The 14,601-nt window shown below is 72.7% G+C and carries 13 protein-coding genes; 5 read left to right on the top strand and 8 right to left on the bottom strand.

The window, feature by feature from the left end; genetic code table 11:
* Nucleotides 1-141: 141 nt before the first annotated feature.
* A complete protein-coding gene (locus ADL34_RS20625; protein WP_420714272.1) occupies nucleotides 142-2,097 on the top strand; it encodes an APC family permease in 1,956 nt (651 codons plus the stop codon).
* Nucleotides 2,098-2,365: 268 nt separating this feature from the next.
* Nucleotides 2,366-3,544, top strand: coding sequence for a PP2C family protein-serine/threonine phosphatase (locus ADL34_RS20620; RefSeq protein ID WP_062670391.1), 1,179 nt, complete (start codon nucleotides 2,366-2,368; stop codon nucleotides 3,542-3,544).
* Between the two features lie 105 nt (nucleotides 3,545-3,649).
* Here the strand turns inward: ADL34_RS20620 and ADL34_RS20615 are convergent, their stop codons facing one another.
* The 6 genes from ADL34_RS20615 to ADL34_RS20590 all read right to left on the bottom strand — a co-directional run bounded on the left by ADL34_RS20615 (nucleotide 3,650) and on the right by ADL34_RS20590 (nucleotide 9,910).
* Nucleotides 3,650-4,348, bottom strand: coding sequence for an enolase C-terminal domain-like protein (locus ADL34_RS20615; protein WP_324610574.1), 699 nt, complete (start codon nucleotides 4,346-4,348; stop codon nucleotides 3,650-3,652).
* Nucleotides 4,345-6,189: a thiamine pyrophosphate-requiring protein gene (locus ADL34_RS20610; protein WP_062670389.1), complete on the bottom strand. Its 1,845-nt coding sequence runs from the start codon at nucleotides 6,187-6,189 to the stop codon at nucleotides 4,345-4,347. The genes ADL34_RS20615 and ADL34_RS20610 overlap by 4 nt, the downstream gene beginning before the upstream one ends.
* A gap of 314 nt (nucleotides 6,190-6,503) precedes the next feature.
* Entirely contained in the window at nucleotides 6,504-7,673 is a 1,170-nt protein-coding gene (locus ADL34_RS20605; RefSeq protein ID WP_234375060.1) for a DUF3103 family protein, read from the bottom strand.
* Nucleotides 7,674-7,883: 210 nt separating this feature from the next.
* Nucleotides 7,884-8,162 carry a DUF3253 domain-containing protein gene (locus tag ADL34_RS20600; protein ID WP_062670385.1) on the bottom strand — a complete coding sequence of 93 codons (279 nt, stop codon included), beginning with the start codon at nucleotides 8,160-8,162 and terminating at the stop codon, nucleotides 7,884-7,886.
* 28 nt (nucleotides 8,163-8,190) lie between these two features.
* The gene (locus ADL34_RS20595) at nucleotides 8,191-9,099 is read right to left on the bottom strand and encodes a PDR/VanB family oxidoreductase (RefSeq protein WP_062670384.1); all 909 of its coding nucleotides are present in this window, start codon (nucleotides 9,097-9,099) and stop codon (nucleotides 8,191-8,193) included.
* A gap of 145 nt (nucleotides 9,100-9,244) precedes the next feature.
* On the bottom strand, nucleotides 9,245-9,910 hold the full coding sequence (locus ADL34_RS20590; RefSeq protein WP_062670382.1) for an MSMEG_1061 family FMN-dependent PPOX-type flavoprotein: 666 nt from the start codon (nucleotides 9,908-9,910) through the stop codon (nucleotides 9,245-9,247).
* 135 nt (nucleotides 9,911-10,045) lie between these two features.
* Here ADL34_RS20590 and ADL34_RS20585 point away from each other — a divergent pair, with 135 nt between their 5' ends.
* From ADL34_RS20585 to ADL34_RS20575, 3 genes are all read left to right on the top strand, one after another.
* Nucleotides 10,046-10,972 (top strand): LysR family transcriptional regulator, encoded by a 927-nt coding sequence (locus ADL34_RS20585; RefSeq protein ID WP_062670380.1) that lies wholly within the window; start codon nucleotides 10,046-10,048, stop codon nucleotides 10,970-10,972.
* A gap of 286 nt (nucleotides 10,973-11,258) precedes the next feature.
* Entirely contained in the window at nucleotides 11,259-11,993 is a 735-nt protein-coding gene (locus tag ADL34_RS20580; protein WP_062670378.1) for a HEAT repeat domain-containing protein, read from the top strand.
* The gene (locus tag ADL34_RS20575) at nucleotides 11,987-12,997 is read left to right on the top strand and encodes a HEAT repeat domain-containing protein (RefSeq protein ID WP_062670376.1); all 1,011 of its coding nucleotides are present in this window, start codon (nucleotides 11,987-11,989) and stop codon (nucleotides 12,995-12,997) included. Before ADL34_RS20580 ends, ADL34_RS20575 begins: the two co-directional genes overlap by 7 nt.
* Before the next feature lie 28 nt (nucleotides 12,998-13,025).
* Here ADL34_RS20575 and ADL34_RS20570 read toward each other — a convergent pair whose 3' ends face one another.
* Together ADL34_RS20570 and ADL34_RS20565 are read right to left on the bottom strand one after the other, a co-directional pair.
* Nucleotides 13,026-13,643, bottom strand: coding sequence for a VOC family protein (locus tag ADL34_RS20570; RefSeq protein WP_062670374.1), 618 nt, complete (start codon nucleotides 13,641-13,643; stop codon nucleotides 13,026-13,028).
* A gap of 80 nt (nucleotides 13,644-13,723) precedes the next feature.
* Nucleotides 13,724-14,416 carry an SDR family oxidoreductase gene (locus ADL34_RS20565; RefSeq protein ID WP_234375059.1) on the bottom strand — a complete coding sequence of 231 codons (693 nt, stop codon included), beginning with the start codon at nucleotides 14,414-14,416 and terminating at the stop codon, nucleotides 13,724-13,726.
* Nucleotides 14,417-14,601: the final 185 nt, after the last annotated feature.

The following is a 14,601-nucleotide window of genomic DNA, read 5'->3' as shown; positions in this document are numbered from 1 at the left end:
GCCTCGGTACCGGGGCGGGAGTCGGCAGGGCGCATACTCGGTGATCGTCGCGCCGGAGCCAGAGCGGTGGCTTGCGGCGATCGTTCCGACCGTCAGGATGAAGAGGGCATGGGGGATATGAGCGAGGTGAGCAGGCCGGTGATGCCGGAGACGGTGGACAGTCCCGCGCTGCGGGCGCAGCCGACCGGTGCGGCGGCGCGGTGGCTGCTGCGGCACCGGGTGCAGCCGGTGGGGCCGGCGGCCGGTGAGAGTCATGCCGAGCCGCATGCCTGGTGGAAGGTGATGTGCCTGACCGGCGTGGACTACTTCTCCAGCCTGGCGTACGTCCCGGCGATCGCTGCCCTTGCGGCGGGGGCCGTGTCGCCTCTGGCGACGTTGCTGATCGTGGCGCTGACGTTGTTGGGGATGCTGCCGATGTATCGCCGGGTGGCCAGGCAGAGCCCGCACGGTGCGGGGTCGGTGGCGATGCTGGAGGACCTGCTGCCGTTCTGGTGGGGCAAGTTGTTCGTGCTGGTCCTGCTCGGCTTCGTGGCCACCTCGTGGATCATCACCATCACCCTGTCCACGGCGGACGCCTCGGTGCACGTGGTGGAGAACCCCTTCTTCCCCTCGGTGCTGCACGGCCATGAGGTGGCCCTGACGGTGGTGCTGCTGCTGATCCTCGGCGGAGTGTTCCTGCTGGGCTTCAGCGAAGCGGTCAAGGTGGCCATCCCTCTGGTGGCGGTTTTTCTCGCCCTCAACGCCGTCGTCATCGGCGTCGGCGTGGCCCACGTGCTCACCGATCCCGACGCCTGGTCGGCGTGGACCGGATCCCTCACCGACCTGGGCGGCTTCGGTGATCTGGTCGGCCCTGCGCTGCTGGCGTTCCCCCTGCTGGTGCTGGGCCTGTCCGGCTTCGAAACCGGTGTGAGCATGATGCCGCTGGTGGCGGCCGACGGGGCAGACGAGGAACAGCGCCTGCAGGCCCGCATCCGCAACACCCGCAAGCTGCTCACCGCCGCCGCGCTCATCATGAGTGTCTACCTGCTGGCCGCCAGCTTCGTCACCACCGTCCTCATCCCCGAGGACGAGTTCAAGGCCGGAGGCGCCGCCAACGGCCGTGCCCTGGCCTGGCTCGCGCACGAGCACGTCGGTGAGGCGTTCGGCACCGTCTACGACATCAGCACCATCCTCATCCTGTGGTTCGCCGGCGCCTCCGCCATGGCGGGACTCATCAACATCGTGCCCCGCTACCTGCCCGACTACGGCATGGCCCCCGAATGGGGACGCGCCGTGCGCCCGGTCGTCCTCGTGTACACCGCGCTGTGCATCATCATCACCATCGCCTTCGACGCCGACGTCGACAAGCAGGCCGGCGCCTACGCCACCGGCATTCTGGCGATGATGGTCTCCGGAGCCTTCGCCGTCACCGTCTTCGTCGCCCGCAACCACCGACGCGCGGCCACCGTCGGCTTCACGCTGCTCACCGCGGTCCTGCTCTACGCACTGATCGCCAACATCGTCGACAAGCCCGACGGCATCGCCATCTCCGGGTTCTTCATCCTCGGCATCGTCGTCGTGTCGCTCATCTCCCGGATCTCCCGCACCACCGAACTGCGCGCCGACCGCATCGTCTTCGACGAAGCCGCCCGCCACTTCATCACCGACACCCTCGCCCACGACCAGTCCATCAACATCATCACCAACCGCCGCCAGGCCGGCGACGCCGCCGAGTACAGCGCCAAGGAACGCGAACAACGCGGCACCAACCCGGTGCCGGGCCCGGCCGACGTGCTCTTCCTCGAGATCGACGTCGTCGACCCCTCCGACTTCAGCGACACCCTCACCGTCCACGGCGTCGAAGTGGACGGCCACCGCATCCTGCGCGCCCAGGCTCCGGCAGCGCCCAACGCCATCGCCGCCATTCTGCTGGCCCTGCGGGACGCCACCGGTGTGCGGCCGCACTGCTACTTCGCCTGGGCCGAAGGCAGCCCCCTGGTCCACATGTTCCGCTACTTCCTCCTCGGCCGCGGCGACACCGCCCCCGTCACCCGCGAGATCATCCGCAGAAACGAACCCGACCCCGACCGCCGCCCCGGCATCCACGTCGGCGACTGAGCCCGTCGTCCGTGGCCCTGGACAGCGAGGACCGGACAGGGACGGATGACGCCGCCGCCTGCCTGAGGCGGCGGCGCCCCGTGCCGCTGCCGGAGACGAATCGGTTCGCTGCGCGCCCGGCGTGACCACCGTGCCGGCGGCGCACGGATTGACGCCTGCCGCGCGGGTCCCGAAGCTGGTAGAGGGGCCGGTGGAAGGGACCGTGGTCGTGAGCGGTGGGCAGAGCGGACTTACCCGGCTCCTTACGGCGGCGGAGAGAGCGGCGCCGGTGGACGCCGTCGCGGTGGTCGCCGAGGACCTGAGGCGGCGCTTCTCGGCCGCGAGAGTCTCGTTCCTCATCGTCGACCTGACGGGGAAGGCGGTGGCGCGGCTGACGGCCGCCGTGGGTGTGGGGGGCGGACGGGAAGCGGAACGGATCGCCCTGCACGGCACTGCCTACGAGCAGGTGATCCGCACCCAGCGGTTGTATCAGGAAGCGACTGGAGAAGGACACCGAGTGATCGTTCCGGTCACCAACCGGGGGGACGCGATCGGACTGCTGGAACTGCTCCTGCCCGCCCATCCCGGGGCCGACGTTCTCGACGAGGTCGGGGAGTCCGCCCACATCCTGGCCTACGTCGTGATCGCCAACGGACGCTTCACCGACCTCTACACCTGGGGCAAGCGCTCCCGGCCTCCCACGTTGGCAGCCGAGATCCAGTACCAGCTGCTGCCCCAGTCGTTGTCGTGCGAGGCCGCGCAGTTCACGCTGTGCGGGAGCTTGGAGCCCTCGGAGGACCTCAGCGGCGACACCTTCGACTACGCGCTCGAACGCGACACCCTGCACGTGTCGGTGACCGACCCCATGGGCCACGACATCGCCTCCGCTCTGGCCGCCACGGTGCTGGTGGGCGCCCTGCGCGGGGCCCGCCGCGCAGGAGCCGACCTGGCCGAGCAGGCTCACCAGGCGGACCGGGCCCTGGCCGACCAGGGTCACGGTCACGCCACCGGGCAGCTGCTGCGTATCAACCTCCACACCGGTCGCGCCCAGCTCGTCAACGCCGGCCACCCCTGGCCGCTGCGCATGCGCGAGGGGGCCGCGCGAACGATCACATGCGAGGTCGACCATCCCTTCGGGCTGGCAGTGCCCGTGCCCCACCCCTACCGGGTCCAGGACCTCGATCTACGCCCGGGGGACCGCTTGCTCATGGTGACCGACGGCATGCTCGAACGCCACGGAGAGGCGGTCGACCTGCCGGCCCTGCTGGAACGCACCCGCGATCTGCATCCGCGGGAGGCGGCGGGTACACTGACGTCCGCGGTCCGGGACGCGGCCGGGGGCCGGCTTGCGGATGACGCCACGGTGATGTGTCTGGACTGGCACGGTCCTGAGCAGACCCTGCGGAACGTCAGCTCCGGTGCCGACACTCGGCGGGCTTCAGCCAGCCGTGTCCATCGACAGTCATGACCATGACCTCTCTCGGGAAAGGAACTCGGTCGGCGTCGGCGATCAGGGGGTAGTCGCGCAGCGCCCAGGGGCTGTCCGCGCGCGGATCGGGGTCGTAGGGGCGGTTCAGGCGGTGGTGACGCCGAGGCCGGCCATCGCGGACGCCACGCGCACCGCCTGCTTGCGGGTGTAGCCGCCGTTGGCGTCGACGTACACCTCGGCATCGTCGCCCACGGTCCGCCGGGTCAGCGCGACGCGGTGCAGGTCGCGGGTCTCGCGCCGTCCCCAGGACTCGGCGACCTTGATCTTCACGCGGTCGACGCCCTGCTCGCTCCAGCCGCGCAGCTGCCGTTCGAGCTGGGCGTCGTCGTACGGGGTGAGGCCGCCGCTGCCGTACACCGCGACCTCCTCGCGGGCCGCGCCGAGCAGCCGGACCAGGGGCAGGTCGAGCAGGCGTGCCTTCAGGTCCCACAGGGCCGTGTCGACGGCGGAGACGGCTCCGGCGGCGATCCCGGGCCGGCCCGCGTTGCGCAGGGCCCGGCTCATCCGGTCGTTGGCGGCGGGCACGGCGAAGGCGTCGTGCCCCACGACGAGACCGGCCAGTTCGTGCTCGACGACGGACGCGACGGCCGGGGAGCCGTAGGTGTAGCCGATCCCCGTGCGCCCCTCCGCACCCGCCTCGACCAGCACCATCGTCGTCGCGTCCCAGCTCAGGGTGGCATCGCCGCCCGGCAGGTCCGTGGGGACCCGGTACACGGAGACGGCCAGCCGCTCCACCCGGGGCCCGTCGCCGCGCGCCCCGTCCGGTGGTGCCGCCCTGGTCACGGGGTCCCGGCGCCGCTGTCCTGTTCGCCGGCGCCGGGGCGGTCGTCGCGGTGCCGGCTGCCCGGCAGCATCTCCTGCACCTTGGCCTTGAGCCCCTGCTTCACCATGGACCCGCGGTCGCTGTCGCCCTTGAGGACCGCGAGTGCGGCGGCCTCGATCTGGTCCAGGGAGGCGTGCGGCGGGATCGGCGGCACGGCCGGATCGGTGCGGAAGTCGATGACGAACGGCCGGTCGGCGGCGAGGGCCCGGTCCCAGGCGGCCTCGACCTCCTCGGGCTTCTCCACCCGGACACCGTCGAGGCCGATGTTCCGGGCGATGTCCGCGTACGGCAGATCGGGGATGTGCTGGGACTCCTCGAACTGGGGGGCGCCGGACATGGCGCGCATCTCCCAGGTCACCTGGTTCAGATCGCCGTTGTTCAGCACGGCCACGATCAGCCGCGGATCGGACCACTCCCGCCAGTACTTCGCGGCGGTGACCATCTCCATCATGCCGTTCATCTGCATCGCCCCGTCCCCGACCAGGGCGATCGCGGGCCGGTCCGGGTGGGCGAACTTCGCGCCGATCGAGTACGGCACACCCGGGCCCATCGTGGCCAGGGTGCCGGACAGGGAACCGCGCATCCGGCCGCGCAGCCGCAGATGGCGGGCGTACCAGTTGGCGGCCGAGCCGGAGTCCGCGGAGATGATCGCGTCGTCGGGGAGCCGGCCGTCCAGGGCGTGGACGACGTACTCCGGGTTGACCGGATCGGCGCTCACCGCGGCCCGCCGCTGCATGACCTCCCACCAGCGCGCGACGTTCTTCTCGATCTTCTCCTGCCACGCCCGGTCTTGTTTGCGGTGCAGCTTGGGCAGCAGCCGGCGCAGGGTCTCGCGGGCGTCCCCGACCAGGTTGACCTCGTTGGGGTAGCGCAGACCGATCATGTGCGGGTCGATGTCGATCTGCACGGCCCGTGCCTGGTCCAGCTCGGGCATGAACTGGGTGTACGGGAAGCTGGAGCCGATCATCAGCAGGGTGTCGCACTCCTGCATCAGCTCGTACGAGGGCCGGGTGCCCAGCAGCCCGATGGAGCCGGTGACATAGGACAGGTCGTCGGGCAGGGCGTCCTTGCCGAGCAGGGCCTTGGCCACGCCCGCGCCCAGCACGTCCGCCAGCCGCTCGACCTCCTCCCGCGCTCCGCGGGCGCCCTGCCCGATCAGCACGGCGACCTTCTCCCCGGCGTTCAGCACGTCGGCGGCCCGCTGCACGTCCTCCTCGTCCGGGACCGGCGCGTACCGGCCCAGACCGAGGCTGGAGGGCACCATCTTGAAGGCGTGCGTGGGCGGGCTGTAGTCCAGCTCCTGCACATCGGCCGGGATGATGACCGCGGTGACGGTCCTCTCGGCGTACGCGGTGCGGAAGGCCCGGTCGATCAGGTTCGGCAGCTGCTCGGGGACCGTGGCCGTCTCGCAGAACGCCGAGGCGACGTCCTTGTAGAGGCTCGCGAGGTCCACTTCCTGCTGGTACGAACCGCCCATGGCACTGCGGTTGGTCTGCCCCACGAGGGCCACCACCGGCACGTGGTCGAGCTTGGCGTCGTAGAGCCCGTTCAGCAGGTGGATGGCACCGGGACCGGAAGTGGCCGCGCAGACACCGACCTTGCCGGAGAACTTCGCGTAGCCCACGGCCTGGAACGCGGCCATCTCCTCGTGCCGGGCCTGGACGAACTTCGGCCGGTCGTCCGCCCGTCCCCAGGCCGCCAGCAGGCCGTTGATGCCGTCGCCCGCGTAGGCGAAGACATGCTGGACGTCCCACTCCCGCAGCCGCTGCAGGACGTGGTCGGACACTTTGGTGCTGGCCATGCCGCGCTCCGTTTCGATCCCGCTGTCGGACGACCGTCCCGTGCGCCCGGACCGTGCACAGGGGCGCGAGGGACGTTTCCTGGGTAACCGCGCGGCTACCCGCGAAACGTCGGCGGGGCGCTGCCGGCGCCCGTGCGGGGAGGCCGGGGCGATCCGGCGGCTACAGCCTGCCCGGGATCGGCCGCGAGCCGGTCCTCCGCCAGGCCGGTGCCGACGAGGACGGCGACGACGAGGACGGCGACGACGTACCGGGACCGGGCGGCAGGCGGCCGCGGTCGGGTGGCCCGGCCCCCGAGGGGGCCGGGCCCTAGGGGTCAGAGGGCGGAGACGTAGTAACGCTCCACCGTCATCCGCGCGTTGGCCGAGGCGCCCACGCGGGTGCCGGTGGTCTCGCGGGCCAGGGTGTAGAAGGAGTCGACGTAGTCCGGGTCGTCGGTCCACCACGAGGTGGGCATGGCGTCGACGATCGCGTCGACCAGCGGGATGTACGCACCCTGGTCGGTGATCGTCAGCAGGACCGCCGCGAGCGCCTTGGCCAGGGAGGAGTAGTTGGTGTCGCCGTCGTCCTCCATGAGGACGGCGTCGGCCAGGTTGTACTTGTAGTTCGACCAGTTGACCAGGATCTGGCCCGGGTAGTAGGTCGTGTTCGCGTCGTCCACGTACGGCATGGTGACCGTGTCGACGCGGACCTTCCCGTCCGTGCCGAAGCCGGTGACCAGGCCGAACATCTCCGCGTCGCCCTTGAAGAAGGGCTCCTTGACGTCCGCCACACCGATCGACGTGATCCGCGTCGTCCAGAAGCCGGAGTCCGCGGCCGGCGCCGACGCCGAGTCCGCCGCCGATGCCGACGGGGTGGTGGTCGCGTCCGGACGGGACAGGCCCCGGGCGGCCAGCTCCCTGTCGATGACCTTCAGGCCCGCGGTCAGCGCCGTCTGCCCGTCGACGCCGACGACGTAGACGGGCCGGTCCGGCGCCTTGGTCGCGTCCAGTTCGTGTGCCCTGCCCGCGCTGTCGTAGGCGACGACGACCTCGGCGTCCTCGTCCGGCGCCGACGCGACCAGCGGGGTGGTGCGGGCGAGGCCGGCCGCGTTCACGGACGGGCCGGTGAGGCTCACCCGCAGCAGGGACGGCACGTCCTTGCCGAGCCCCTTGGCGCGGGCGACGTCCGTCTCGGCCCCGGTGAGGGTGCTCCGGAACGCCTTCACGGACGCGGTACGGGACTTCGCCGTCAGGGCCAGCAGGTCCACGTCCTCGTCGGCCAGCGTCGCCGCCGCGACCTGCTCGCGCCAGGCGGGCTCGGCGAGCGTACGGGCGAACGCGCGGGCCGTCGTGTCCTCGATCGAGGCGACGGGCGAGTCGCCGGCGCGAGGGGCCGGTGCGGCGGGGGCGTCGGCCGCCCTCGCGGTCCCCTGAAGGGTGGTCAGGGCCAGCCCGCTCAGCGCGAGCGCGGTCAGAGCCGCGCGGAGCCGTCTCTCAGCGAACAACTTGTCCTCCATACAAGGGCGTTGCCCGGGTGGGGGCATGCCGGAAGTACCGCCGTACGGCGCACGGCGGTCGTGCTCGTGCGAGTGCGGCTTCAGTGTGGAGGCTCTTCGTCTACGCGGATAGATGGCTGGGCGGCGATTCATGGCCAAAGGTGGTCGAGTGCCGGGAAGATTCCGGCGGACGCGCCCTGGCACAGGGGGCCGGCGACCTCACCAGCCCGCCGCGCGCCGGATGCGGAGGGGGCCGCGGGCCTCGTCCTCCGTGACGGGCTCACCGCCCTGGGTGACCTCGACCCTGCCCTCCGCCGCCAGCCGCCAGGCCGCCCGGCGGGCCGGTTCCATGAGGGCGCGCCAGCCCGCGTCGTCGCCGTCGTACGCGTCGCGCGCGGCGTCGGACGGGCAGATCGAGGACGTGGCCGCACGGCACTCCAGCAGGCCGACGATGGCCCGCTCCAGCCGCTGCTCGAGCTGCCGGTCCGTCTCCGTCACGCTCTCCAGTGTGGCACCGCCGCGTCCGTCACAGGTCGAGGGTGAGCGCGGCCGACCGGGCCCGGGAGACGCAGGTGTACATCCGGCCGGGCGGCGCGCCGATGTCGTCCCGGTGCTCCGGCTCGCCGTCCAGCACGACGACCTCGCAACTGCCGCACACCCCTTCCCGGCAACCGGACGGCACCTGGAACCCCGCGTGGTCCAGCGCGTCCAGCAGGGAGGCCTCCGCCTCGACGCGGACGTCGCGTCCGGAGCGGGCGCAGCGTACGTCGAAGGGCTGGTCCGGCGCGAACTCCTTCGGCGTCGGCCGGAACCGCTCGACGTACAGGCGCTCCGGCGGGAACAGCGCCTCGGCCGCGTCGAGCATCGATGCCGGGCCGCAGCAGTACACCAGTGCCCCGGGGCCCAGTGCCGCCGCCTCCGCGGCGAGGTCGGGGCGGCCGAACTCCTCCGTGGCGTGGACGCGGACCCGGTCGCCGTGCGTCGCCCGCAGGTCGTCGGCGAACGGCATGGTGGCCCGAGACCGGCCGACGTAGAGCAGCCGGGCCGACGCCCCCGCCGCGACGGCCGCCGTCAGCATGGGCATGAGGGGCGTGACCCCGATGCCGCCCGCCACGAACAGGTACTCCGGCGCCGGCCGCAGGGGGAAGGTGTTCCGGGGCATCGAGACTTTGAGCGCGTGCCCCTCGCCGAGGTACAGGTGGATGTACTCCGAGCCGCCCCGGCTGAGCCGGTCGTGCCGGACGGCGACGCGGTACGTCTCCGGGTCGTCCGGATCGCCGCACAGCGAGTACTGCCGGGTCAGCCAGTTCGGCAGGGACAGGTCGATGTGCGCGCCGGGCTCCCAGGGGGCCAGCGGGCCGTCGGCGCCCCGCAGGCGCAGGGACACGACGCCCCGGGCGACCGGTTCGGCCTGGTCGAGGATGGTGCGTTGCATGTGGGACCTCCTAGGGGGTGTGTTGTCGCCGCACCTCGCCGCGTTGTCGTCGGTTGCCATGGCTCCGCCATGGCGCCCTCCTCCGCCTTGCGATGCACGGCACCAGACCCCGCTCCCTGATCCGGCCCGATCCAAACGAGAGGCCCTAGTACAGGTGCCGGTAGTCGTGTTCGAGCATCTCGGTCAGCACCGTCGGGTCGGCGTCGACCTGCATCTGATCGGCGGCGATCTCCCCGATCGACGGCAGTTCGGCGGCCAGGGCCTGGCTGGCGGGATCCCACATCCGGGAGCGGATCAGCGCGCGGCCGCAGTGGAAGAAGACCTCCTTCACGTCCACCACGACCGCCAGCCGGGCCTCCTTCCCGTCGACGCGCATCCGGGCGAGGATCTCCGGATCGTCGGTGGGGTAGGCACGGCCGTTGACCCGCAGCACCTCCCGCATCCCGGGGACGACGAACATCAGCCCGATCCCGTCGTTCTCGGCGAGATTGCGGAAGGAATCGGCGAGATTGTTGCCCGGCCGGTCGGGGATCGCGAGCGTGCGCGCGTCCAGCACCTTGACGAACCCCGGGTGGTCGCCGCGCGGCGAACTGTCGGGGAGCCCGGCCGCGTCCGCGGTGGCCATGGCCACGAAGGGGGAGTGGGCGATGAAACGGCGTGCGTGGTGGTCGAGCCGGTCGTGGTTCTTCCGCTTGACCAGTTCCCCGGGCTCGCCGATCCGGGCACGTACCTCCGCGAAGGTCATGCGCCGCGGGCGGCGGCCCGGGGCGACGGAGCCGTCGCCCGCCGCCGGGACGTCACGAGTGATCATTCAGGTCGCCTTCCAGTCGCTCCCGACACGCCCCCCGCTGAGCGGAAGGGGGTTGTCCTCGACGGTAGGAGCGACAGCCGATTCCGACCAGTGCAACCTTGATACAGACCCTTTCCGATCCTGATAATCGACTACGTGGACCACGTCGATCTGAACCTCATCGAGGCGCTGGACGCCCTGCTCGCCGAGAACAGCGTGACCAGGGCGGCGGAACGGCTGCACACCTCGCCCCCGGCCATGAGCCGCGCCCTGGCCCGGCTGCGGCGGGCCTTCGGCGACCCGCTCCTCGTACGGGCCGGACGCGACCTCGTCCCGACACCCCGGGCCCTGGAACTGCGCGGCGAGGTGCACGCGGTCACCAGCCGCGCCCGCGCCCTGTTCGCGCCGTCGGCCACCGCCGACCCACGCACCGCCGTCCGCACCTTCGACCTGCAGGTCGGCGACATGCTGTCCACGACGTTCATCCCGCGCCTCCTCGACGACCTGCGGGCCGAGGCGCCCGGCATCTCCCTGCGGCTGCGCCCGGAGAGCCTGGAGGACAGCCCCGCCCTGCGCGAGGGCATGGTCGACCTGGAGGTCGGGATCGTCCGGCAGGGCCACCCGGAGATCCGCTCCGAGACCCTGCTCACGGAGACGCTCACCGGCGTCGTACGCCCGGACCACCCCCTCGCGAGGGCGCGGACGGTGACGGCGCGGAGGTTCGCCGCCGCCGACCACGTCGTGGTGTCCCGGCGCGGCCGGGCGCACGGCCCCATCGACGAGCGGCTCGCCGAGGCCGGGTTGAGCCGGCGCGTGGTCGCGGTGGTCCCCAGCGTGGCGACCGCCCTGTTCCTGACCCGCGAGACCGACGTCGTCGGCGTCGCCCCGGCCGGACTCGGCCGGTCCATGCTGCGCACGCTCGGACTGCACACCTTCCCGATCCCGCTGGAACTGCCACCCCTGACCGTCGGCATGGCGTGGCACCCGCGCAACGACCACGACCGCACCCACCAGCTGCTGCGCGACCGCACCCGCCACATCATGACGACGGCCTGGGACGGGTCCGCAGACGTCACCCTTTGAGCCAGGTCACGGCCTGAGGCGCCGCGGGGCCGCCGTCACCGTCAGGGACGTCACCCCCGTCTCGTGGTGGACAGGCCGGGCATACGCCTCGCCGGTGGCCGGGACCCGCCCGATTTCGTGGCTCACCCGCCTCGTGGCTCACCCGCCTCGTGGCTCACCGAGCGGGCGCTCCGCCGCGCCGGCGGCGGAATCCGCCGTGGTCGCCGGCGGACGTGCGCGGAGGTCACCGCACCCGTCGCGCGGACCGTCGGCCTTGACCTTGACACCGTGACAAGGTGTCCCCTGGGTGCAGGAGGTGGTCCCGATCGACCCGACACACACGACCCCGCACACCGCCCGCCTGACCGTCGCCCTGGGCGCCGACGACCCGTCGGTCCGGCTCAAGGCGGCCCTGGCCGCCGGTTCGTCTCCCGACCCCGGCCTGCTGGACGCCCTGGTCGAGCGCTGCGCGGTCGAACCGGACTTCTTCGTACGGGACATGCTGTCCTGGGCCCTGACCCGCCTGCCGTCCGGGCCGGTGCTGGCCCGGGTCCGCGGGGAACTCGACGCCGACCGTGCCCAGGCGCGCGCCCAGGCCCTGCACACGCTCTCCAAGATCGGCGACAGGAGCGCCTGGACCTGGATCCCGCGCCCGCTGCTGCACGACCCGGACGACGAGGTGGCACGGACCGCCTGGCGTGTCACGGTCGCCCTCGCGCCGGACGACGAGGAGACCCGGGCGGATCTGGCCGGTGAACTGGTCCGGCAGCTCGGCCGCGGCGACCGGGCCGTACGGCTGAGCCTGAGCCGCGCGCTCATCGACCTCGGGGACGTGACCAGGCCCGTCGTGGAGCGGGCCGCCGCGGACCCAGAACCGGCGGTCGCCACGCACGCCGCCGCCACCGAAGTGCTCCGCGAACGGCCGGATACCGGCTTCGACGCGGCGGTGGACGAGGCCCGGCGGATCGTCGCCCTCGGCCCCGAGAGGGCCGCACGGCCAGCCCCGGCCCCGACGGCCGCCCAGGGGACCGGCCCGTGCTGATCGGTGAGGTCGCCCGCCGCTCCGGGGTGAGTGCGCGGATGCTGCGGCACTACGACGCCCTCGGGCTGGTGCGGCCCACCGGCCGGACCGTGGGCGGCTACCGCGAATACTCCGCCGAGGACGTCCGCCGGATCTTCCACGTGGAGAGCCTGCGCTCCCTCGGCCTCTCGCTCCAGCAGGTCGCGCAGGCGCTGCGGGACCCGGACTTCACCCCGGCCGCCCTGGTCGGCGACCTCATCCGCTGGACGCAGGAGCGGCTGGACCGGGAACGGGAACTGCTCGAACGGCTCCGCGCCATCGACGCCTCGGCGCCCGCGGACTGGCAGGACGTCCTCGGTGTCGTCGCCCTCCTGCACGGCCTGGACTCGCCCGACGCGGCGCGCCGGCAGCAGGCCGTCCTCGCCCGGCAGGACGACGTCCCCGTCCCCGCCGAGGTGCTGGCCAAGGCCGTCCTGGCCGAGCCCGACCCGGTGGTGTCGGGTGCCCTGCGCTGGGCGCTCGCCCGGGCCGGCGACGCGGGAGTGAGCGCCTTGACCGCCGCCGTGCGCGAGGGGGAGCCCGCCGTCCGGCGGCGGGCCGCGCGGGCGCTCGCCGACCTGGCCGAGGTCCCCGAGGCGGCGGCCGCTCTACGGGAAGCACTCGCCGACCCCGATCCGGCGGTCCGCCGCCCGGCCGCCCTCGCGCTGGGCCGGCAGGGTGAGACCGCGGCCGTACCCGTGCTCGTCGCCATGGTGGTCGACGGCGTCAACGACGTCGACGCGGCGGAGATCCTCGGCGCACTGTCCGAGGACCCGGCGTGCGCCGCACGCGCCCTGACCGCCCTGACCGGCGAACTCACCGCGCCCGGCGCCGACTCCGCGACCCGTGTCCGTCTGATGCAGGCGCTCGTCGAACTGCCCGGGCCCGGCGTGCGCGAGGTCCTGGGCCGGTTGTCCCGGGACGACGACCACGCCGTCGCCCGCGTCGCCGCGGCCTTCGCAGGGCTGCTCGACGAACGGTCCTGAGCGCGGGACCCGTGGTCACGTGGTCACGTCACTGCGGGAGTTCCGCTCCCGACTGCTCGGCGACCATGTACCGGGCGTACCAGTCCGGCCAGTCGGGGTCCTCCGCGCCGGTGCGCGCCTCGTGCTCGCCGTGTGCGGCGGCGGCCCGGCGCAGGGCGCCCGCCAGGTCGTCGGCCGACGCGTACGCCGTGGTCGCGGGGTCCAGACGGCCCGGCAGCCGGGTGGTGATCTCCTGGAGCACGTACCCGTTCCCGTCGGGATCGCTGAACGACAGGAAGGAGCCGTAGCTGCCGCGCTGCGGGTCGGGGCCCGGCACCCGCGCGTCCGTGCCGCCGTGGTGGAAGACGCCCCCGGCGTCGTGGAAGATCTCGCTCGGGTCGGCGCCGTGGCGTTTCAGCTCGGTGTGGGCCGCCTCGATGTCGTCGACCACCAGGTGCAGACCGCGTGCCGTGCCGGGTGCCTGCTCGGTCACGTTGGTGCCGAAGATGACCGACGCCGGTGAGCCCGGAGGGGTCATCTGCACCACCCGGAACGTGTCGTCCGTGGGCACGTCCGCGTCGAGCCGCCAGCCCAGCGCCGTGTAGAAGTCCTTCGCCCGGTCGACGTCGGACACCGGCACCACGACGACCTCGAGTTTCATGTCCATGCTGTGGGGCTCCCGTCTCGGAGGGCGACGGCACGGACGGACGACGGTCGCGTCCGGCCGTACGCGGTACGCCGTACGTCTCAGTGCGCGACGAGCTGCTGACCGCCGTCGATGTCGTAGGTGGCGCCGGTGAGGGCGCCGTTGGCCATGATGTGCAGCGCGAGGGAGGCGATGTCGCCGGGTCCGACGACCCGCCCGATGGGCAGTGTCCGGCGCAACTCCTCGCGGCGCGCCTCCAGTTGCTCCCCCAGGAGGGACGCGGACAGGGGCGTGTCCACGAAGCCGGCGGCGAGGAGGTTCACCCGTACCGGGGCGATCTCCACGGCCAGGTTCGCCGCCAGCGCGGGCAGGGCCGCGGTGAGCGCGCCGATCACGGCCATGCCGGGGCCGGGGCGGCGGGCACCGGTCCCGCCGATGAACAGCAGCGTCCCGCCGGGCCTGACCTTGTCCCGGCAGGCCCGCCCCGCCGCGAGCAGCATCGCCAGCCGCCCGCCGAAGTCCCGTCCGCCCGCGCTCAGGTCGAGATCGGCGAGCGGTGTGTACGAAGGGCTGCCCGCCGTCACCAGGACATGGTCGACCTGTCCGGGCAGGTCCCGCAGGAACCCCTCCAGACGGTCGGCGTCCATCGCGTCGAACGCGGCCGTGCTCAACGGCTCCAGCTCCTCGGCCGCCCGCTCCAGACGCCCGGGATCGCGGGCCGTGAGGATCACGTCGCCGCCGGCCGCCCGCACCTGCCGGGCGGTCTCCAGGCCGATGCCGGAACTGCCGCCCACGACCACGACGGTCTGCCCGGCGGGCCCTCCTGACACTGGGGAAACCGCTTCCGCCTCGTCGCTCGCTGTCACAGGAGTTCACCGCCGTCCCTACGTCCGAAACGAGCCAGAAGCAGCGCGCATACCCGGGTGGTCCGTGTGTTCGCTGGACTTTCCCGCCCATACCCGGGCGCTCCGCCACGGAC

The sequence above is a fragment of the Streptomyces sp. NRRL WC-3605 genome (assembly GCF_001509795.1).
In the GTDB taxonomy this organism is placed as follows: Bacteria; Actinomycetota; Actinomycetes; order Streptomycetales; family Streptomycetaceae; genus Streptomyces; species Streptomyces viridochromogenes.
The sequence above is the reverse complement of the archived record's forward strand: the minus strand, read 5'-3'. Positions and strand labels throughout refer to the sequence as shown.